Origin of the sequence: Marinitenerispora sediminis, from assembly GCF_003336425.1 — a bacterium.
GTDB lineage: Bacteria > Actinomycetota > Actinomycetes > Streptosporangiales > Streptosporangiaceae > Marinitenerispora > Marinitenerispora sediminis.
This window is the reverse complement of the sequence record NZ_QEIO01000019.1, coordinates 31,743-52,363: the sequence shown is the minus strand read 5'-3', so window position 1 is coordinate 52,363 and position 20,621 is coordinate 31,743. Positions and strand designations below refer to the sequence as shown.

Below are 20,621 nucleotides of genomic sequence, written 5' to 3'. Positions count from 1 at the left end.
GGGTCCGCCTCGGGCCAGCGGGCCGCGGGGGAGGGGCCGGTGCGGCCTCCGAAGCCGGGCTGCGCCCCCGAGGGTTCGGCGCCCGGGGCCCGGTGCGCGCCGGTGTCGGACCGCGGCACCGGCTGGCCGGCCGCCGGGGTCGCGGGGCCGTAGTTCGGCGGGGGCGCGGGCTGCACTGCCGTGGGGTCCACGGTCACCGCGACCCGGATCTCCCTGCCGAGCGCGGCGGACAGCGCCTGGCTGATGGCCGGGCGCAGGCGGGTCTCCAGGATCTCCTTGGCGAACTCGTTCGGGGCGGCCAGCAGGGCGGTGTCCTCGATCAACCCCAGGGGCCTGGTCTGCGGCAGCCAAGCCCGCTGCTGCGGAGGAAGGGTGCTGTTGTCCAGCGTGTCCAGCACACTCGTCCACACCATTGCGAGGTTGACCGGTGCCTCAGACACGGTGACCTGCCATGGTTCGCCCCCTTCGTACGGTTTCCTGCTCCAGTTCGCGATGGCCGGGGCCCCCGGCCCGTCGGCTCGCCCGCCGGGCGGACGCGGCCGTACCGCGTCCCGACCCCGTCCCGTCAGGCACGTGGCCCGGGTGATGCTGTCCCGTCACACCCCGGCGCCCCATTCTCCCCGCATTCGCGGTGGGCACGCGCGGAGCCGTCCGCCGGGTGGGGCACACCGGCGTCGTCCTGTGGACGGCCAAGGGTATTTCTGTGGAGCGCATGTGCATGACCAATCAGCGGCGGTCGAGGACGGTGTGCCGGGGCCCCACTCGGATGTCCACAGGTTTGGGGGTTCTTCCACATGTTTTCCACGAGGTTGTGCACAGCTTCCCAGATCCATCGCCGGCACGGTTCAGTTATCCACAAATCGCAGGTCAGAGTGGTTGTGGCTTGGGGGTAACTGGCAGAGATGCGCGCGGTCGCCGCCGACGGCCGGGCTGTCGGTCGACTCCGAGGCTATCCACAGCTTAGGTGGCCGCGCCGCAAGCTCACCGCCTGTGGAGAACGAGTTTCCAGGTTATCCACAGGTTGTCGGCGAGATGCGCGGGGAACGGGGCGAACGGGGAGGGGTGGACGGGTGCGGCGGGCGCATGGCAGCGCACTCGCGCCGACGGACGACGGTGACCGGGGAGGAGAGCAGGCGCAGGCAGGCGGCGGCACCGCGGACGCCGCCCGCGGCCGGTCCCGGCCCTGAGCGGACCGCCGCGGCACCGGCACCGATTTGACCCGGCCACAGGCAGCCCGTATGTTCATTATGCTTAAGTCGCTATCTCTCTGTGCGACCACTGCTACGGGCGACCGCGGAGTCCCGCCCGGCAGAGTCAGGGGGAGCGCGGCCCGAGCGGGCGATGTTCCAGCTGAGCGTCCCCGCGACAGCAGCAGGAACAGGGTCCCGCCTCGGTGGGGCCGAAATCGGTTGTACTTCTTTTAACGCCCTGGAGCCCAGCAGTGAGCAAGCGTACCTTCCAGCCGAACAACCGGCGTCGCGCGAAGACCCACGGTTTCCGGTTGCGCATGCGCACCCGCGCGGGGCGCGCGATCATCGCCGCGCGCCGGCGCAAGGGGCGCGAGCAGCTGACCGTGAGCCACTAGTCGCTACGAGTCGATCGTCACAGCGGACCGGTCTGCCCCTTCTGGCAGCCGGTCCGCTTGTTGTGTCCGAGGACTGAACCGATGTTGTCCCCTCAGCACCGCATGCGGCAGAGCGCCGAGTTCGCCCTCGTGCTGCGCCGCGGTCGGCGCGCGGGACGTGACGGGCTCGTCGTCGGCTACCTGCCGCCCGCGGCGGCCGCGACCGCCGAACCGCGGGTGGGTTTCGTGGTCAGCAAGGCGGTCGGCGGCGCGGTGGTGCGCAAACGGGTGCAGCGCCGACTGCGGCACCTGATGCGGGAACGGGTCCGGCGACTTCCGCCAGGTAGCCTGCTAGTAGTGCGGGCGAAGCCCTCGTCCGCCGACGCAGCACACACCACGCTGGCCGCGCAGCTCGACAGTGCCCTGGAGTCCGTCCTCAGCCCCCGCGGTGGCGGCGGGCGCCGTCGCCGGGACCGGGAACGCGCCACGTCCGGCAGGGCATCGGACGGAGCAGGCGGGTCCGGCGCGGCCGAACCGGCCCCGACCGGCGCGCGGCGGGACCCCGGAGAACGGGCGACACCATGACCGACGGCAGACCCACCCTCGCGGCGCGGACGCTGATCCTGCCGATCCGCGGCTATCAGCGGTTCATCAGCCCGCTCTTCCCACCGGTCTGCCGGTTCTATCCGTCGTGCAGCGCGTACGCGGTGGAGGCACTGCGGGTGCACGGCGCGCTCCGGGGACTGTGGCTTACCGTGCGCAGGATCGGGCGGTGCCATCCATTCCATCCCGGAGGCATCGACCCGGTGCCACCTCGTAAGGGCGAGAGCGCCCGGAAAGCGAACGACTCGGGACCCGGGACCGGCGGGGACGTCGCTCCCGGCCCGTCGGGCCTGTAGCTGGACTGAAGTAAAGGGAGTTGGCCGGTGCTGGACTGGCTGTACAACATCGTCGCGTGGGTGCTGATCCACATCCATTCGGGGCTCACCTACCTGGGACTGGATCCCGACAGCGGCTGGGCGTGGGGCCTGTCCATCGTCACGCTGACGGTGCTCATGCGGCTGATCATGGTTCCGCTGTTCGTGAAGCAGATGCACACGCAGCGGAAGATGCAGGAAATGCAGCCGCAGATGATGAAGCTGCGTGAGCGCTACAAGAACGACAAGCAGCGCCAGCAGCAGGAGCTGATGAAGCTCTACCAGGAGAGCGGCACCAACCCGGTCATGGGCTGCCTCCCGCTGCTCCTGCAGATGCCGGTGTTCTTCGCACTGTTCAGCGTGCTGCGCAGCGTCGCCCAGGGCAACGCCCAGTACGGCTTCACCGAGGAGCTCGTGCACAGCGCCCAGGGCGCGCTGATCTTCCATGCTCCCCTCGCCGCGCAGTTCACGAGCTCCACGGAGGAGCTCGCGCAGTACGGGGCCGACCCGATCATGGCGAAGATCGTCATCGCGATCGCGTGCGTGATCATGGGCAGCACCACCTTCATCTCCATGCGGCAGAGCCTGAAGCGCAGCTCCGTGCAGATGGCCAGCATGGCGGACAACCCGATGGTGCAGTCGCAGAAGATCATGATGTACATGGCGCCGGCGTTCGGGCTCTTCGGCCTGGGGATGCCGATCGGCGTGCTGATCTACTGGGTGAGCTCCAACATCTGGACCATGGGCCAGCAGCACTTCCTGTACAAGATGCACCCGGCGCCCGGTGAGGAGCCCGCGGCCAGCGGCGCGGCCAAGGGGGGACTCGGCAAGGGCAAGGATACGCAGCCGGAGGCGGGGGAACAGCCTAAGATCGAGCGTAAGCAGCCGAAGAAGCAGCCGCGGTCGAAGCGAAGCGGCGGAAACCCGCAGAATCGGCACTAGAGACCACTGATCACGGGAATCACCCCTGCGGGGGTCGGTGCGCAGGCGTTCGCCCCGGACGCGCGCCGACCGCAGGATCGCGACCGAAGGAGACATCCGCCTGTGAGCGACAGCAAGACCGACAGCGTGGCGGAGAGCCGCGCCAGCGTCGCCGTGGTCGACGCCCCGGAACCGGATGACGCGGCTGAGCCCGGTACCGACATCGAGGCGTTGGAGAACGAGGGCGACATCGCCGCCGACTACATCGAGGGCCTGCTGGACATCGCGGACTTCGACGGCGACATCGACATGGACGTCGAAGGCGACCGCGCGTTGGTCTCCGTGGTGGGGGCCACGCTCGATGAGCTGATCGGTGAGCGTGGCGAGGTCCTGGAGGCACTGCAGGAACTGACCCGGCTCGCGGTGCACCGCACCACCGGCACCCGCAGCCGGCTGATGCTGGACATCGGGGGGTACCGGGAGCAGCGGCGGAAGGCTCTGACCCGAATCGGGGCCGACGCGGCCGAGGAGGTCAAGAAGACCGGTGAAGTCAAGCCGCTCGCGCCGATGACGCCCTTCGAGCGCAAGGTGGTGCACGACGCCATCGCCGCGGCCGGACTGCGCAGCGAGTCCGAAGGCGAAGAGCCGAACCGCTTCGTGGTGGTCCATCCCGTGGACTAGTGGCGGTGTTGTGCACAGCCGCGGTTTCACGTGAAACATTCGGCGCCCCTCACGCATAGGATCGTGAGGGGCGCCGTTCTGCGTGCTGCGACGGTCGCCCGATGAACGCGGTCTCGGTAACAGTAGCGGTTTCTCGTGGTCGCGAAGGCGGCTTCTCGACGAGTCGACCTACTGACATGGAGATCAGTCGACCTGCAGATCAGGCGATGTACGCGCCAGTCGATCTGGATAGAAAGGGCCTGGGTGGTAGCCGATGACCCCTCGTCGAGACTTCGCCGCGCGAGATCTCGGGGCGGGCTCCCACCAGCGGGACGACGAGCCGGCCGGCCGGGACGAGCAGGCGGCCGCACCGGAGCCGCGGGGCGATGACGCACCGCGGGATGACGCTCCCCGCGAGGGTGCTTCGGCCGACGCGCCCGACCCCGGCCCGGCGCCCGAGGCGGCGCTCGCACTGTTCGGCCCGGCCCTGCCGCTCGCCGAACGCTACACGGCGCTGCTGGCCGACGCCGGTGTCCGGCGCGGCCTCATCGGGCCGCGCGAGGTACCGCGCCTGTGGGAGCGGCACGTGCTGAACTGCGCGGTGGTGGCGGAGTTGATCCCCGAGGGCGCGGACGTCATCGACATCGGTTCCGGTGCCGGGCTCCCGGGCGTGGTTCTGGGGCTGTTGCGGCCCGATCTGTCGATCACGCTGCTGGAGCCGCTGCTGCGCCGAACGGTCTTCCTCGACGAGTGCGTCACGGCGCTGGGGTTGGAGAACGTCACCGTGCGGCGCGGGCGTGCGGAGGAGATGCGCAGGGAGCTGCGTGCGGACGTTGTCACCGCCCGAGCGGTGGCCCCGCTGCCGCGGCTGGCGGGGTGGGCGCTGCCGCTGCTGCGGTCCGGGGGCAATCTGCTGGCGCTGAAGGGCGAGCAGGCAGAGGCGGAACTCACGGCTGCGCGGTCAGATTTGGCCAAACAGCGTCCTTGCGTCGCCGATGTGATCCGGGTGGGGCACGGTAAAGTCGATCCGGCTACCACGGTCGTTCGTGTCACGGTCACAGCCGAGAGCGACTCGGCCGCCTCGCCCAGGTCGCAGCGTGCGCCGGGTGGGAGGAAGAAGCGCGGACGGAAGAGGTGAACTCATTCGTGCCCCAGAACCAGTCCGATGGCGCCTATGTTTCACGTGAAACCAGCCCGGTTTCCCGTGCGGAATTCTCGCTTGGCTCGCCTCCGGACCCCTATGTTTCACGTGAAACCTCGCACTGGGACGGTGCGCCTTCGGTCGAGGTTTCACGTGAAACCACCGTCGAGGAGGGCGGTGCAACTTCCGAATCGGGGTACGGTGTGGAGCTCGACACTCCCATCGCGCGAGCGGCTCGGGCGGCCATGTCGGTCCGCGGGCGCGGTGAGGAATCCTGGCCGCGCCCCGACCGCTGCCGGATCATCAGTGTGGCCAACCAGAAAGGCGGGGTCGGGAAGACCACCACCACGGTGAACATCGCCGCCTCGCTGGCCATGCACGGCAACCGGGTGCTGGTGGTGGACCTGGATCCCCAGGGGAATGCCTCCACGGCTCTGGGCATGGAACGCAGTACCGACTCGCGCTCCATCTACCACTGCCTGGTGGAGGACGAGGAACTGCGCGACCTCGCCCGGCCGGTCCCCGACATTCCGAACCTGTGGTGCGTCCCGGCCACGATCGATCTCGCGGGTGCCGAGATCGAGCTGGTCTCGCTCGTAGCGCGCGAATCGCGGCTGAAGCGCGCCTTCGCGGCCTACGACTACAGCGATCTCGACTACATCCTCATCGACTGCCCGCCGTCCCTCGGTCTGCTGACCGTGAACGCCATGGTCGCGTGCGAGGAGGTCCTGATCCCCATCCAGTGCGAATACTACGCCCTGGAGGGGCTCGGCCAACTGCTGCGGAACGTCGAGTTGGTGAAGTCGCACCTGAACCCGCACCTCGCCATTTCCACCATCCTGCTCACCATGTACGACGGGCGTACCCGCCTGGCCGCGCAGGTCGCCGACGAGGTCCGATCGCACTTCGGCGATCTCGTGCTGAACACGATGGTGCCCCGGAGTGTCCGTGTGTCGGAGGCCCCGAGCTACGGCCAGTCGGTGATGACGTACGACCCGGGCTCCACCGGTGCGGTCGCCTACATGGAGGCGGCGCGGGAGATCGCCTATCGGGCGAAGGCGGTTGTCGGAAGCTGATGTTGCCTTGTGAAGGGAGTCGGTGGTGAGCCAGCAGCGGCGCGGTCTGGGTAAGGGACTGGGCGCGCTTATCCCCCAGGGACCGGTGGCTGGGAACGGAGCCGGGCCGGTGCAGTCCGGCCCTGTGCACGCGACCGTCCCCGAGCCGGTCGACGGTGCGTACCTCGAGGAGATCGCGCTCAGCTCGGTCACTCCGAATCCGCGCCAGCCACGCCAGCACTTCGACGAGGAGGCCCTCGCCGAGCTGACCGCGTCTATCACCGAGGTCGGGTTGCTGCAGCCGATCGTGGTGCGCAAGCTGGACGGTGACCGCTACGAACTCATCATGGGGGAGCGGCGCTGGCGGGCCAGCCAGGCGGCCGGCCTACCGCGGATTCCGGCCATCGTCCGCGAGACCGGCGATGACGACCTGCTGCGGGACGCGCTGCTGGAGAACCTGCACCGCCAGCAGCTCAACCCCCTGGAGGAGGCAGCCGCCTACCAGCAGCTGCTCGACGATTTCGGCGCCACACACGATGAGCTCGCCAAGCGGATCGGCCGGTCCCGCCCGCACATCACCAACACCCTGCGCCTGCTCAACCTCTCGCCGGCGGTGCAGCGGCGGGTGGCGGCGGGCGTCATCAGTGCGGGCCACGCGCGGGCACTGCTCTCCATCGAGGACACCGAGGCCCAGGACCGCCTGGCCCAGCGGATCGTCGCGGAAGGTCTCTCCGTGCGCGCACTGGAGGAGATCATCACGCTGGGGGATGACGACCCCAAGCCTGCTGAGCGGCGCAAGGTCGCGCGGCAGGAGACATCTCCACAGATCGAGGAACTGGCAAGTCGACTTTCCGACATGTTCGACACCCGGGTGAAGGTCAACATGGGCCGGACGAAGGGCAAGATCGTGGTGGAGTTCGCGACGATGGACGACCTCGAACGCATCATCGCCACCATGGCTCCGGAGAGCCCGCGTGGCTGAGGCGCGATAGCGACCTGTCGGCAGGTCGCCATGCCGACATACCACCACGCACAGCCGCGCGCCAGCGTGTCCACGTCCGGAGGGGCGCCCCGCCTTGGGTGGCGGGGCGCCCCTCCGGACGTGTGCCGGGACTGGCGCCGCTTCCGTGGCCGAACCGTCACACAACGCCGACATCCTTGGCATGGGCTCCTGCTCCCGAGAGAAGCCGGGGCGCGGCCCACACGACGGCGGTGCTCGTCATCCTATTCTGCATACCGCGACAGAACGGATTCCAGTGAGACGACGACAGTTCATGACCCTCGGAGCGACGGCGGCGGTGCTCGCGGCCGGAGGCGGTATCGACCTGGCAGGGGCTCGCCCGGCCGCGGCGGCGGGGCCATCCAGCCGTGCCTTTCCGCGGACGGAGGTCGAGCGGCATGCCGCCGGCTCCGGCTGGGTCCGTCCGGCGGCCGCGTTCGACCACGTCGCGGTGCGGGCCGACGTGCCGGGCGAGGAGGGGCGGATCCGCTTCGAAGGGGTGGACGGGCCGGGGGAGTGGCAGGCGCTGCACTTCGGGGAGCACGGCCGCGACGACCTGCCGGCGGCACCCGCAGCCCTGGTCGCGGCGCCGGCCGGCGCGGTGGCCTACGAGGTCCGGCTGCCGGGTGGCCGGACGGCCGAGACACTGGCCGTCAACACTCGCGACGGTGCCGCGCTCCGGGTCTCAGGGGAGGCGACCGGTCGGATGACGATCGCAGGCGGGAACAGCGCCAGGGGCGGGTTCAGCTACCTGACCCGAGCCGGCTGGGGCGCTGACGAGTCCCTCCGATACGACGAGGCGGGGCAGGAGGTGTGGCCCCGGGAGTACTATCCGGTGCAGGCGCTGACCGTGCACCATGCCGCCATGCCGGTGGCCGCAGACCCGCGGGAGACCGTGCGGGCCATCTACGACCTGCACGCCGTGCAGCAGACGTGGGGCGACATCGGCTACCACCTGCTCATCGATCCCGCGGGAACGGTGTACGAAGGCCGGTACACCAGGGAGAACGGGCTGCCGATCTTCGAGGGCCTCCCGGTGCCGGGGAGGGCCCGGTCGGTGACCGCCGGGCACGTCGGCGGTTACAACAGCGGCAACATCGGCGTCTGCCTGCTGGGCGACTTCACCGACTCGATGCCGACTCCGGCCGCCCAAGACAGCCTGGTGCTGGTGCTCCGCGTCCTCGCGCGGCTGACCGGAGTGGACCCGGTGGCTCAGATCGAGTACGTCAACCCGGTGAACGGCGCCACCTGGACGGGGCAGGGACTCTCCCGGCACCGCGACTGGCTGGCGACGGAATGCCCCGGCAACACGTTCGCGGCGCGGTTCGAGGAGATCCGCAGCCGCGTGGCGGCCGACTGACCGAGAAGCGGGCACGATGCGCCGTGCGGCAGGAGCCACGCGGAGCCGGCCGCGGTGATGCTTGTTTCACGTGAAACATCGAGCTGTCGGCGAGTCGACTCACCGATCTGCCGACCGCGCGGGGTCGGTCAGATGAACTCCTCAAGCGCCTTGAGGAGCTGCGCCTTGGGGCGGGCGCCGGTGATCTGCTTGACCACCTGGCCGCCCTTGAACACGTTCATGGTGGGGATCTGCATGATGCCGTATTCGCGGGTCACGTTCGGCTGCTTGTCGGTGTTCAGCTTGACGATCGTGATCTTGTCACCGTGCTCGGCCGCGATCTCCTCCAGGATGGGGGCGACCTGACGGCACGGCCCGCACCAGTCAGCCCAGAAGTCGACCAGCACGGGCTTGTCGCTCTTCAGGACGTCGGCGGCGAAGCTTTCGTCGGTGACCTCTTTGAGGTTGGCCACGGTGATTACTCCTCATAACTGGGTGGACGTGGACGGGTGGTCCATTCCGAACCGGCGGCGCCGGCCGGGATGTCTGCGGTGGGTCAGCCGGCGAGTTCGGCGAGGTGCTTCTCGGCGTCCAGGGCGGCGGCGCACCCGGTGCCGGCGGCGGTGATCGCCTGGCGGTAGCGGTGGTCCACGACGTCGCCGCAGGCGAACACGCCGGCGATGTTCGTACGCGTAGTGGGCGATTCGACGGCGAGGTAGCCGTCGCTGTCGAGGTCGAGCTGTCCCCGGAACAGCTCCACCCGGGGGTCATGTCCCACCGCGATGAACAGCCCGCCGATGTCGAGCGTGTTCTCCTCGCCGGTGAGTCGGTTGCGCAGCCGGACCCCGGTCACCTTCTTGTCGCCCAGGACCTCGACGACCTCGCTGTTCCAGACGAACGAGATCTTGTCGTTGTTCATGGCGCGCTCCTGCATGATCTTGCTGGCGCGCAGCTCGTCGCGGCGGTGGATGACGGTCACGGAACGCGCGAACCGGGTGAGGAACGTCGCCTCCTCCATGGCGGTGTCGCCGCCGCCGACGACGGCGATGTCCTGGTCCCGGAAGAAGAAGCCGTCACAGGTGGCGCACCAGGAGGTGCCGCGGCCCGAGTACTCGTCCTCGCCGGGCACCCCGAGCTTGCGGTGCTGCGATCCGGTGGCGACGATCACGGTGTGCGCGAGGTAGGTCTCGTCGCCGACCTTGACCACCTTGGGGGTGGCGGTGAGGTCGACCTCGGTGACGTCCTCCGGCAGCAGCTCGGCACCGAACCGCTCGGCCTGCTTGCGCATGTTGTCCATGAGGTCGGGGCCCATGATGCCGTCGGGGAACCCGGGGAAGTTCTCCACCTCGGTGGTGTTCATCAGGGCCCCGCCCGCGGTGACCGAGCCCTCGAACACCAGCGGCCGCAGTTCGGCACGCGCCGCGTAGACGGCGGCCGTGTATCCCGCGGGCCCCGAGCCGATGATGATCACGTTACGGACGTCGCTCACGTTCGCAGGCCCCTCATTCGTACGGTCGCTCGGACGAGCGACGGGAAAGTCGTTCACTACCAACAGATGGTAGGTCCCGGCCATTCCCGCGTCGGTACGGGCGGGAGAACACGACCGGGCGACGCAGTACCGCCGCGCCACCGGAGGCCGGCCACCGTCCGCACGCCCGCCAGGGCCACGGTGCCGGGACCGCGTCGGGCGGCGGCCACCCGGGGAGGGGGGAGCGCCCCAGCGCCGTACAGTAGCGGCCAGGCGGCCGTGTCCGCAGCAGCGCCGCCGACCAGGCGGTCGGCGGCGGTACGACGATCCGGGCGCACGCTCGTGGGACCGGGCCTAATGGCCGGGAACGACCGCCTCGGCCACCACGGCGTCGTCCGAGGAACCCAGGCTCCCGCACTCGGGTGTGACGACCCGCACGGTGTACTCGACCGGCGTCCCGGTGCCGTCCGACGGGGTCCCGAAGACCATGACCCACGCGGTGGCGCCCTCATAGGTGGCGAGGTCGATCACCTTGGGCCGCTGCTGCCCGTCGTCGTCGATGTGATGGACGCAGGCGGAGAGGTCGGATGGGAGCGCGGACGGGGATGGCAGCGGGGCCGCCGCGGCCGCGTCGCCGTCCGCGCCGGCGGCGTTCTGGATGCCCGCGCGCTCGATCAGCACCCGCCCCTGGGCGGCGAGTCCGTCGGCCGTGTAGTCCGTGCCGCTCGCGACGACCACGGGATAGTAGGACAGCGCGGCGTCCGGCCCGGGAGGGCCGTCCGGCTGCGGCGCCGTCAGCGGCGCGGCGGTCTCCTCGGCGGAGGGAGCCAGCACCTCGCGCAGTACGGCGGTCCCGCCGCCGATGACGAAGACGGCCGCGGCAGCGGCGGCCAGGTAGGGCAGCCACCGTGCGGGGCCGCTCCGGCGGCGGAGCGGAACGACCGGCGCGATGTCGTCCTCCGGCGGAGCCGCGTCCTCCTCGGGAGGGGGCGCCTGGCGGCTCTGGAGCTCGGCACGGAGCGCGTCGTCGATGCGGGCCGTCACGGCGTCGGGAAGTGGCGTCGCGGGCACCTCCGCCAGCACTCGTGAAACATCGGTGAGCGCGCTCAACTGGTCGGTGCACTGCTCGCAGTCGCCCACGTGAGCCTGAACGGAGTGCTCCTCGTCGCCCTCCAGCAGTCCTTCAGCCAGTAGTGCGAGGGTCTCCGTGTCGACATGAGACGTCACGATTTCCTGCCACCTCCTCTCGGAGATGTGACGTCTTGGGGCGGCTCTGGGTTCCGGAGATGGGCGAGATATGGCAGAAGCCGAGCCCGCCCGCGGGCGCATCTGCTCTTCACGGTGCCGGCCGCGATCTCCAGAATCGCGGCCGCCTCGTCGACCCGGTACCCCAGCATGTCGACCAGGACCAGGGCCAGGCGCTGCTCGGTCGGCAGCCGCTCCAGGGCGGCGTGCACGTCGAGGGCGGCGTCGGTGCGGCTGGTGGGATCGGGAGTGGTGCCCTTGTAGCGCTCGTTGGAGAGGACGTCGAGGTTCACGTCGTCGGTGGGGATCGCGGGACGCACCATCTTGCGGCGCATGCGGTCGTGGCAGGCGTTGATGACGATGCGGTGCAGCCAGGTGCTCACCTGTGCTTCGCCGCGGAAGCGGTGCGCACCGCGGAACGCGGACAGGAAGGCGTCCTGCAGGGCGTCGGACGCCTCCTCGGGGTCCCCCAGGACGCGGATGGCCACCGCCCACATGCGCTCGCGATGGCGCCGTACGAGCTCGCCGAACGCATGTTCATCGCCTTGTGCATGTCTGGACAACAGCTCCTTGTCGGGGAGCTCCTGAACCGCGTCCATCACCGTTGTCACGTATTCCCGCGCAGCTCGACCTCGTTAATGGTGCCCCGGTACGCGCCGCCACCGTCGGGGGGTAGCTCATTAGTGAACCACACCACGACATACTGTCCCGTAGTGGGCTCGGCCAGCCTAACGGTAACCTCCCCCGACGCCCCACTCTCGGCCGCCGCGGGGGTGAGCGCGCTCTGCTCCGCCTGGTCGCCCACGCGAACCTCGAAATCGTAGGGACCGCCGCCGAAGTCGATGGTGACCTCGTGGAGCTCGACGGGCTCTCCCATGTCGAGGATGAGACCGACCCCACTCTTCAGACCGCCGAAGTCGGGCTGCGCGTACCCGGTGGTGTTCCACCGAGTGCTGGGGTCGCCGTCGATGGCGTTGGGTGCCTTGTCGGAGTGCTCGTCGTCGCCGGTCTCGGGGTTGAAGCCCGCGGCGCCCTGGGGCTCCAGTACGACGAGCTCCGGCTCGTTGTCGGTCGACGCCTGCTGCTGGTCCTCGCCCGTGCCGGGGTCGGACCCCGCCTCGTTGCTGTCGCTCATCACGCTGCCGAGGGTCCAGGCGCCGAGCACGACCGCGACGAACACGAGGAGTGCGACGACGCCCACGAGGGCCTTGGTGATCCTGGACGAGGACGGGCTGGGGCGCAGAGCGTCGCGGTGGGACCGCGGCGGCGGGGCGGCACGGCGGGGAGTCGGCAGCTCGCCGGTCTCGCGGGAGGTGCCCTGCTCCCGGGGCGGGGCCGCCGGAGTGCCCGTGGGGGCCGTGGGCATAGGGACCAGGCGCGGCACGTCGGCGAGCGCGTCGGCGATAGCCTGCGCGCTGGCCAGCGGACCGCTCCGGCCGTGCGTCTGGAAGGCGGCGCGGCAGGCGACGTCGTTGAGGCGGCTGGGGATGCCGGCCCGGATCTGACTGGGTTCGCAGGGGCGGCCGGAGACGAGCGGGGCAGGTCGCAGCCCGCTCTGCTCGCCGCCCGGCCAGTGGGCGGTGAGCGCGGCGTACATGAGGCGGCCGAGCCCCTGGGCGTCCGCGAGAGCGGGCTGGGGCGCGGTGATGCCGCGCAGTGCGGCGTCCACCCCGATGCCGGTGACCTTCACCGCGCCGCCGGCGCTCCACATGAGCTTGCTCGGGGAGAGACTCAGGTGGTAGATGCCGGTGGCGTTGGCCGCCGCGACCGCCTCGGCGGCCTCCGCGATCAGGCCCGCCGCGCGCTCGGGCTCCAGGGGGCCCTGCGCGAGCAGCTCGGTGAGCGACCGGCCCACGACCCACTCCTCGACCACGTAGGCGGTGGGGCCGGAGTCGTCGGCGTCGAAGACCTGGGTGACCCGGGCGTCGGCGACGCGGCTGGCCGCGCGGGCGGCGCGCACCACTTCACCGGTCCGGGGGAATCCGTCGGCGAAGGTCCAGACCGCCACCAGGCGGGCCAGCGTCTCGTCGGTCGCCTTCCACAGTGCGGCGCCGCTGGTCTCGCTCACCAACTCGTCGAGTCGGTAGCGGCCGGCCAGCCGCGCACCTGGCTCAATCATGAAGGTGCTCATGCCGGGAGTGACGGACGCGAGGGCTGGGCATCATGAGCGGGGGGAACGGTGGGGTCCGTCGTACCGGCCGCCATGCACTGCTCAGCCATGTCGCCTGTCCCCAACCTCCCTTCGGGCAGCTCAGAAATGAAAGATGTGGGCGATGCGGCAGAGATTTGCCGTTCCATGCTAGGACGCCTGACCGACGCCTCCGGAGGACAAGGGGTTCGGACTTCACCTGCATGGCCATCCTTTCGATGGTTACCCACGGTCATGCGTTCCTGGTGATCAGCGGCGTAGCAGCCGGGTTCGGACCATATCGAGGAAGGTTGTGACTTCAGTCACACCCAGGCGTTGGGCGACCAGGATGAACAGCACCGCACCTCCGGTACCGCCGGCGAGCATCGCGAGCACCGAGGACCACACCACGCCCGGCAGCAGACCGAAAGCCAGCACCATGGCCACCCCGAAGAGCGCGCTGGGGATGGTGGCCGCGTGCAGCAGCACGAGGGTGCGCAGTGTCCGCCGGCCGTCCAGGCCGTTGAGCGGCCGGCGCAGCATCCACCAGGCGAGGACCGCCCCGACGATGTAGTACAGCCCATAGGCCACCGGGAGGCCCACGACGATGCGCTCCGGCGGCGCCCAGAACAGCAGGGCGATGGCCGTCGCCGCGTGCGCGAGCTCGGCCGGGATCGCGATCAGCGACGGCGTCCGGGTGTCGCCCAGCGCGTAGTAGACCCGCATGAGCAGCTGGAACAGCGTGAACGGGATGAGCATCACGGCGAAGACCATGAGGATGAGCCCGATCGCGCGGGCATCCTCGACGGACGTGCTCCCCCGGGCGTAGACCAGGACGCAGAACGGGATGGCGAACACCATGAGGGCGACCGAGATCGGCACGATGAGCACCGCGGACAGCCGGAAGCCGCGGGAGAAGTCCGAGCGCACCAGGTCCCTGCGCCCCTCGGCCACGTGCGCGCTCATCCGCGGCAGCAGCGCGGTGATCACGGAGACGGCGATGATGGCGTACGGAAGCTGGAACAGCTGCGACGCGTACTGGTAGGCGGTGATGCCGGCACCGGACACCGACTCCCCGGCCTCGGCCGCCCGCACGCCGGCGCGGGTCGCCACGTTCGTGGTCACCAGGAGGCCGGCCTGCGCGATGCCGATGTAGACCATCATCCACGAGGCGGTGCGCAGTGCCTCGCCGAGTCCGGAGCCGCGCAGGTCCAGCCGCGGCCGCCAGCGGAACCCGGCTGCCGCCAGCGACCACACCAGCACCGCGCACTGCGCCAGCTGACCGGCGGTGGTGCCCAGCCCGAGGAGCGTCAGGTCCGACTGGGTGACGGAGTCGGGGGTGCTGCCCGGGCCGGCCACCACGAGGAACAGCACCCCGACCGCGATGATCGCGATGTTGTTGAGCACGGGCGCCCACATCGGCGCACCGAAGTGGTTGCGGCTGTTCAGCATCGCGCTGGCGATGCCGCTCACGCCGATGAAGAAGATCTGCGCCAGCAGGAAGCGGGCCAGCGTCACCGCCACCTCGTGCTGGGCGGTGGTGAACTCGCCGGCGTACAGCCGGATCAGCCACTCCGCCGCGAGGATCGCGGCCACGCTGAGCAGGAAGAGCGCCAGCACGGTGATGGTGAACAGCCGCTGCTCGGTGGCCGCGCCGCCGTCGGCGTCGAGTCTCTTGCGCTTGACCAGGAACGGCACGAAGACGCTGGCCAGCAGGCCGCCGATCAGCAGGTCGTAGACGGCGAACGGCACCATGTTCGCGGTCTGGTAGGCGTCGCCCAGCAACTGGGTGCCCAGCGCCGCGGCGAGCACCACCGTGCGGATGAACCCGGTCGCGCGGGAGACCACCGTGCCGACCGCCATGATGGCGCTGGAGCGCATGAGGTCGGCGGGCGCGGCGTGGGCGGCGCCGCCGATCTCGTTGCCCTCCTCGCCCGGGCGGTCGGCGGTGCCGAGGTCGCCGACGTCGCTGGGATCGCGGCGCGGGACGAGGCCGGGTTCGGGATCGGTGGCCGGTTCGTCGCGCTCGACGGCGTCCAGGACCTCCTCGGGGGTGAGGAGGCGTCGCCTGCGACGGGATGCGTCGGCGGGGTCGGTGGAGGGCGGAGGCGTGAGGGGATGGTCGTTCGGCACCGTGTGCATCTTCCTCTTGGGACCCCCGGCGCCGTGTCGCGGGGACAGGGGAGTACGACGGCGCCGGTGTCGGCGGGGAGTCGGGAGCGGGTTGTCGTCCGAGCGGGGGTGGCGCCATGACCACCGGTAGCGGGTGCGCCGTGCCGTGGCGCACCCGCTCGCGTCGGTGCCGGACGAGCCCGAGCGGCTAGCCGCGCCGAAGCACGCGGGCGCGCACCAGGTCGAGCACCGCCCGCAGCTCCTGGATGCGCAGCAGCCAGGCGAAGAGCACGAACAGCAGCGCTCCTACCAGGCAGCCGGTGATCGGGGCACCGAGGTTCGTGACCAGCCCGTCGCCGAACCGGTCCGTGAAGAACCACAGGATCCCCGCTCCGGCCACGGCGCTCGGAACCGCGGCCAAGTGCAGCCGCAACAATGTGCCAACAACCCGGCCTCCGTCAAGCCCGCCCAGGCGGCGGCTGAGCACGAAGCCGGCGATCAGCAGGCCCGAAACGAACGATGCCATGAAGCCCGCGGCGACGCCGACGACCACCTGGCTGGGCGGGAGCACCAGGTAGGCGGCGGCGGCGAGCGCGCCGTGCACCGCGACGTTGGCGATGCTGATCATGGCGGGCGTCCTGGTGTCGCCCATGGCGTAGAACACACGGAGCATGAGCTGGAAGATGGTGAACGGTACGAGGCCGAGCGCCATCACCGCGAGCACGACGCCGATGTTGCGGGCGTCGTCGGCCGAGGTGTTACCGCGGGCGAAGACCAGCACCGACAGCTGGGTGGCGTACAGCGCGATGGCCACCGCGAGCGGCACCAGCACCAGCGCCGATACCCGCAGCGTCCGGGAGAAGCCGTCGCGGACCTCGTCCCAGCGGCCGTCGGCGGCGTGCCCGCTCATCTGCGGCAGCAGCACGGTGATGAGTGAGACGGCGATGATCGCGTACGGCAGCTGGAACAGCTGGTAGGCGTAGTTGTACGCGGTGATGCCCGCGCCCACGGCCGCGCCGCTCTCCACACTGGCCACGCCCGCGCGGGTCGCGATGTTCGTGGTGATGAGGAAACCGAGCTGCGTCATGCAGGTGTAGAGGAACATCCACCCCGCGGTACGCAGCGCCTCACCGAGTCCGGAGCCGCGCAGGTCCAGCCGCGGCCGCCAGCGGAACCCGGAGCGCCGCAGCGAGGCCAGCAGCACCACGGTCTGCAGCACCATCCCGCCGGTGGTCCCCAGGCCCAGCAGCATGAGCTCGCCCTGGGTCACGGTGTCGGGGGTGCGGCCGGGGCCGGCCACCCACAGGAAGGCGACGCCGACCGCGATGATCACCAGGTTGTTCAGCACGGGGGCCCACACCGGGGAGCCGAACCGGTCGCGCGTGTTGAGCATGGCGCTGACCAGGCCGCTCAGCCCGACGAAGAAGATCTGCGCGAGCAGGAAGCGCGCGAGGTAGACCGCCACGGCCCCCTGGGACGGGGCGAACTGGCCCGCGTACAGGCGGATGAGCAGCTCGGCGGCGACGATCGCGACCACGGTCATCGCGCCGAGCAGCAGCACCGCCCCGGTGAACAGCCGGTTCTCGGTGGCCCGGCCGCCGTCAGCGTCGCGCTTGCGCCGCTTGACCAGGAACGGGACGATGACGCTGGCCATCAGCCCGCCGATGAGCAGGTCGTTGATGATGAAGGGGATCGTGTTGGCGGTGTTGTAGGCGTCGCCGAGCAGCTGGGTGCCCAGCGCGGCGGCCAGCACGATGGTCCGCACGAATCCGGTCACCCGCGAGACCAGCGTGCCGACGGCCATGACGGCGCTGGAGCGCATCATGCCGCCGCCGGACCGCCGCCCGGTGGCGGCGGCGCGCGGCTCGGCGTCCGGGCGCGGGGGACTCCCGGGTCCGGCGCCCTGGTCGCTGCCGTCCGTGGTCTCGGTCGCCACCGGCATCGGCTCCCTTCGTATTCGGTGGCGTCCGCCGGCGCCTTCGCCGCCTACGCCTGGGGGTGGGGTCATGCGTCGTCCGTCTCGCTCGTGCGTCACCCCGCGGTCGTCCGGTCACGGCGGGCGGCGGGGACGCGTCTCGGGCGGCGAACGCGTGGCCGGGGACGACTCAGGACCGGGATCCGCCCGCGGCGTCGCCGTCGGTGCGGCCCTGGTCCGTGTCGGCGCCGACCGGTTCGCCGGGCCGTCCGGCACCGGTCGGGCCGGCGGCGTCACCGCCGGTGGACTCGGTGGGGCCGTTCGGCCGCTCACCGGACGGGCCACTGCCATTCTGCTGCATCCGGTCCGGTGCGCCGTCCCGGCCGGCGACGATGATGGTCGCGGCCTGGTACGGGGCGGAGTCGGCGCCGCCGTCGGCCGCGTGCTCGGACGCCTCGCCGGCCTCCGGCGCGGCCCCGGCCGCCTCCGCCCGGCGGCGGGCCCACTTGCGCAGCGCCCGCGGGGCGAGGGCGACGATCAGTACGAGGGCGGACGCCCCGCTGATGAGCAGCGCCGTGGTGCCCAGACCGGTAACGTTCACCGGGGTCATGGTCTCCTCGGCGCTGATGGGCTCGCCACGGGAGTTGTGCAGGCTCATGTGCAGCACGGTGCGGCCGTTGATCCGGGCCGAGATCGGGACGTAGACGGTCGTCTTGCCGCCCGGGCCGATCTCCATGATCTCGGGTTCGTCGCCGACCGAGAGGCGTTCGGAGTTCTCCGAGAAGATCGACAGGCGCACGGTGACCGAGTGGTCCGGCAGGTCGTTGGCGACCAGGATGCCGAGCGTGCCGCTCTTGCTCGCCAGGGTCACCGGCTCGCCGGGCATGATGCGGACCATCCCCGTGGTCTCCTCCACCGCGGTCGCCACGCGGCCGCGGATCCGGGCCGCCAGGGCCTCCTCGTCACGCCAGGCGGCCGACTCCAGCCGCAGGACGGCGGGCCGGAACGGGTCGTCGTCCTCGGTGAGCACGCTGTTGAACAGCCGCACGTCGCGGCGGATCGCCCGGAGCTGGTCGAGATGGGGGCCGGTGAGCTGCGAATTGGCACTCCGGTCCGGGTAGGTGAGGCCGCGCCGCTCCGCCGCGGCGTCGTTGTCGGCGTCGATGCCGTCCAGCGCCACGGGGTCCAGCCAGGACAGGCTGTCCGTCGCCTCCAGCAGGCCCTGCGCCAGCTCCGGGCTGGGGTCCCAGTCGCGGGGCGGGGTCACGACGAGCGTCCGGGACCCCCCGGGCTGCTCGGCCGCGATGAGCGCGGTCTCCGCGACGAACCGCTGCTGGGCGAGCGTCGCGGCGCCGGGGGCCCAGCTGTCCGCGTCGAGCGCCCGGGTGAGCGCGCCGTCGGTGAGCAGGGCGGTGCCGTCGGCACCGTCGGGGAGCGGCAGCGGCGCTGCCGCGCTGGGCGTGTGCGTGACGTAGGGCTGCGCCGGCATGGCGGAATCACTGAGGACGAAGGACGTGGCGCCGTGCTCGGCGAGCAGGTCCCGCGTGGGGTTGTTCATGAGTCCGCCGGCCGGCCAGGCGAACGCGGGGTCGGCGGAGCGGCCGAGGACCCGCTGGACGGTCTCGTCGCCGATGGTGAGGGCGGCCTCGGCGTCCTTGTCCAGGTCGGCGTCGATCAGTGCGGGGAGGTCGGCGTCGGCGTAGGGGGTGGCGATCACGTGCGCGTCGTCGTCGCCGACGATGGCGCGGGCCTGCCCCAGCCACGTCTGCGCCTCGGTGCTCGCCTCGCGGTCCTCCAGGACGTCGGCGGAGTCGGCGGAGTCCGCCGACTCGGGGTCCGGCATGACCTGGTAACCGCCCTCGGCCGCCAGCCGCTCGACGTCGTCGAGTAGGCCGGGGTCGACCGCCCAGGTGATGGGCACCGCGTCGTCGGACGGAGCGGGTTTGGCGGTGGGCTCCGCGTCGGGCTCTCCGGGGCGGCCGGCCTGCCGGGGGTCGCCGGTCTGCGCGCCGGCCCAGAGCAGCCGGTCGAGCCGGCCGTCCGCTGCCACGTCCTCGGCGAGGTCGCCGTCCAGGAAGGTGTCGTCGTCGGCCCGCTGGGGGTGGTCCATGAGCGGCCAGATCCACGCGATCCGGACGGGGTCGACGTCTTTGGCGCCGGCGGTGTAGGGGAGGAAGGTGTACTGGATGCCGACGCGGGAGCCGGCGCCGTCCACGGCGTCGACGGCCAGCGGGTAGACGCCGAACCCGTGCAGGCCCAGCTTCTCGGCCTCGACCTCCAGTTCGTACTCGGCCGACGCGCCGGGGGCGAGGTCCTCCTCCAGCTTGACCGTGGGACCGAAGGACTGCGGGGCACCGCCCTCGCCCTCGGCGTAGGCGGCGAGTTCCGTCCGGCTGCCGAAGGCCGCGGCGGAGTAGCGGAACCGCACGGTGACGTCGGAGAGCGGCCGCTCGGTGGTGTTGGTGATCCGGCCGGTGACGGTGATGGTGCTCCGCGCCCCGACGGCCTCGGGGCTGATGCCCTCGACGACGAGGGGGGCGGCGCCGGACGCGCCGTCACCCGCCGAAGGGTCGGCGGCGATGGTGCTCGCCGGCGCGACGGCGGCCGCGGACTGGGCAGATGGGCACGCGGCCACTGCCGGTGCCAGTGCTACGGCCGTGGCCACGACCGCGCCTAGATGAGCAATTCGACGCACGCCTCTGGGCTTCCGGGTCGGGTTCGACGATGACCAGCCGACGGTGTGGCGGGTGACGAGACCGCTCTCCCCGAGCACGCCGCCGGCGGCCCGAAGGATACGTACACCGCCGTAAGACCGCCGTGAGCCGCGGGCGGGCCGGACGGGACGGTCGTCGGCTGGACGATCGCGTTGGAGTGGACAGGGCAGCGCGTCGGGCCTCTCCCCGCGGGCACCGGACGAGCACCGTGACGGCGGCTACCGCCGAGGATGACCACGGTCCGGGAACTCCGCGGGCCGATCGCGCCGGCCAGGTCCGACGATACCGCTTCGGCCGCGGTCATCCGAAGAGTTCTCGACTCGGCGGGTACCGGATGCCCGTCGATTCGCGCGGCGCCGGGTGGCGGGTACCACGGATGCGTCGGACTCGGGTCGGGCCGGGACGCCATCGATTCGCACGAGACCGCCCGGCCACCTAACCT

At 71.1% G+C, this 20,621-nt stretch carries 18 protein-coding genes; 9 read left to right on the top strand and 9 right to left on the bottom strand.

The genetic code is table 11. From position 1 onward, the window contains the following. A partial coding sequence (locus DEF28_RS27975) for a DnaA N-terminal domain-containing protein (RefSeq protein WP_325048985.1) occupies nt 1-440 on the bottom strand: 440 nt, incomplete at its 3' end. A gap of 1,001 nt (nt 441-1,441) precedes the next feature. Between DEF28_RS27975 and rpmH the strand changes: the two genes are divergently transcribed. The 9 genes from rpmH to DEF28_RS05960 all read left to right on the top strand — a co-directional run bounded on the left by rpmH (nt 1,442) and on the right by DEF28_RS05960 (nt 8,618). Next, nucleotides 1,442-1,585, top strand: coding sequence for a 50S ribosomal protein L34 (gene rpmH / locus DEF28_RS06000; RefSeq protein ID WP_114396229.1), 144 nt, complete (start codon nt 1,442-1,444; stop codon nt 1,583-1,585). 81 nt (nt 1,586-1,666) lie between these two features. After that, nucleotides 1,667-2,149 (top strand): ribonuclease P protein component, encoded by a 483-nt coding sequence (gene rnpA, locus DEF28_RS05995; RefSeq protein ID WP_114396228.1) that lies wholly within the window; start codon nt 1,667-1,669, stop codon nt 2,147-2,149. After that, nucleotides 2,146-2,463, top strand: a complete 318-nt coding sequence (gene yidD, locus DEF28_RS05990; protein WP_114396227.1) for a membrane protein insertion efficiency factor YidD — start codon at nt 2,146-2,148, stop codon at nt 2,461-2,463. The genes rnpA and yidD overlap by 4 nt, the downstream gene beginning before the upstream one ends. Nucleotides 2,464-2,490: 27 nt before the next feature. Continuing rightward, nucleotides 2,491-3,423, top strand: a complete 933-nt coding sequence (yidC, locus tag DEF28_RS05985; protein WP_114396226.1) for a membrane protein insertase YidC — start codon at nt 2,491-2,493, stop codon at nt 3,421-3,423. A gap of 153 nt (nt 3,424-3,576) precedes the next feature. Further along, nucleotides 3,577-4,083 (top strand): Jag family protein, encoded by a 507-nt coding sequence (locus tag DEF28_RS05980; protein WP_233515121.1) that lies wholly within the window; start codon nt 3,577-3,579, stop codon nt 4,081-4,083. A 451-nt stretch (nt 4,084-4,534) separates the two neighbouring features. Beyond that, nucleotides 4,535-5,200, top strand: coding sequence for a 16S rRNA (guanine(527)-N(7))-methyltransferase RsmG (gene rsmG, locus DEF28_RS05975; RefSeq protein ID WP_114396235.1), 666 nt, complete (start codon nt 4,535-4,537; stop codon nt 5,198-5,200). Nucleotides 5,201-5,448: 248 nt separating this feature from the next. Then, entirely contained in the window at nt 5,449-6,279 is an 831-nt protein-coding gene (locus tag DEF28_RS05970; protein WP_181874197.1) for a ParA family protein, read from the top strand. A 25-nt stretch (nt 6,280-6,304) separates the two neighbouring features. Next, entirely contained in the window at nt 6,305-7,240 is a 936-nt protein-coding gene (locus tag DEF28_RS05965) for a ParB/RepB/Spo0J family partition protein (protein WP_114396224.1), read from the top strand. Between the two features lie 274 nt (nt 7,241-7,514). Further along, nucleotides 7,515-8,618, top strand: a complete 1,104-nt coding sequence (locus DEF28_RS05960) for a peptidoglycan recognition protein family protein (RefSeq protein WP_114396223.1) — start codon at nt 7,515-7,517, stop codon at nt 8,616-8,618. A 128-nt stretch (nt 8,619-8,746) separates the two neighbouring features. On the opposite strand, the gene trxA is transcribed toward DEF28_RS05960, so the two are convergent. From trxA to DEF28_RS05920, 8 genes are all read right to left on the bottom strand, one after another. Continuing rightward, complete coding sequence (trxA, locus tag DEF28_RS05955) at nt 8,747-9,070, bottom strand: thioredoxin (protein WP_114396222.1); 324 nt, start codon at nt 9,068-9,070, stop codon at nt 8,747-8,749. Between the two features lie 83 nt (nt 9,071-9,153). Next, nucleotides 9,154-10,086: a thioredoxin-disulfide reductase gene (trxB, locus tag DEF28_RS05950; protein ID WP_114396221.1), complete on the bottom strand. Its 933-nt coding sequence runs from the start codon at nt 10,084-10,086 to the stop codon at nt 9,154-9,156. A gap of 333 nt (nt 10,087-10,419) precedes the next feature. Beyond that, nucleotides 10,420-11,292 (bottom strand): hypothetical protein, encoded by an 873-nt coding sequence (locus DEF28_RS05945; RefSeq protein WP_233515118.1) that lies wholly within the window; start codon nt 11,290-11,292, stop codon nt 10,420-10,422. Further along, nucleotides 11,289-11,909 (bottom strand): RNA polymerase sigma factor SigM, encoded by a 621-nt coding sequence (gene sigM / locus DEF28_RS05940; protein ID WP_114396233.1) that lies wholly within the window; start codon nt 11,907-11,909, stop codon nt 11,289-11,291. The genes DEF28_RS05945 and sigM overlap by 4 nt, the downstream gene beginning before the upstream one ends. A gap of 8 nt (nt 11,910-11,917) precedes the next feature. Further along, entirely contained in the window at nt 11,918-13,441 is a 1,524-nt protein-coding gene (locus tag DEF28_RS05935; RefSeq protein ID WP_114396219.1) for a protein kinase family protein, read from the bottom strand. A 267-nt stretch (nt 13,442-13,708) separates the two neighbouring features. Next, nucleotides 13,709-15,580, bottom strand: a complete 1,872-nt coding sequence (murJ, locus tag DEF28_RS05930) for a murein biosynthesis integral membrane protein MurJ (RefSeq protein WP_114396218.1) — start codon at nt 15,578-15,580, stop codon at nt 13,709-13,711. A gap of 178 nt (nt 15,581-15,758) precedes the next feature. After that, entirely contained in the window at nt 15,759-17,492 is a 1,734-nt protein-coding gene (gene murJ, locus DEF28_RS05925) for a murein biosynthesis integral membrane protein MurJ (RefSeq protein WP_114396217.1), read from the bottom strand. Between the two features lie 163 nt (nt 17,493-17,655). Next, nucleotides 17,656-20,130, bottom strand: coding sequence for a DUF6049 family protein (locus DEF28_RS05920; RefSeq protein WP_147280058.1), 2,475 nt, complete (start codon nt 20,128-20,130; stop codon nt 17,656-17,658). Between the last annotated feature and the right edge of the window lie 491 nt (nt 20,131-20,621).

Excerpts from the sequence above, each read along its gene's own strand:
- rnpA (WP_114396228.1), top strand. The coding sequence starts at position 1,667 with ATGTTGTCCCCTCAGCACCGCATGCGGCAGAGCGCCGAGTTCGCCCTC.
- yidD (WP_114396227.1), top strand. The coding sequence starts at position 2,146 with ATGACCGACGGCAGACCCACCCTCGCGGCGCGGACGCTGATCCTGCCG.
- DEF28_RS05970 (WP_181874197.1), top strand. The coding sequence starts at position 5,449 with ATGTCGGTCCGCGGGCGCGGTGAGGAATCCTGGCCGCGCCCCGACCGC.
- sigM (WP_114396233.1), bottom strand. The coding sequence starts at position 11,909 with ATGGACGCGGTTCAGGAGCTCCCCGACAAGGAGCTGTTGTCCAGACAT.
- DEF28_RS05935 (WP_114396219.1), bottom strand. The coding sequence starts at position 13,441 with ATGAGCACCTTCATGATTGAGCCAGGTGCGCGGCTGGCCGGCCGCTAC.
- murJ (WP_114396218.1), bottom strand. The coding sequence starts at position 15,580 with ATGCACACGGTGCCGAACGACCATCCCCTCACGCCTCCGCCCTCCACC.
- murJ (WP_114396217.1), bottom strand. The coding sequence starts at position 17,492 with ATGCCGGTGGCGACCGAGACCACGGACGGCAGCGACCAGGGCGCCGGA.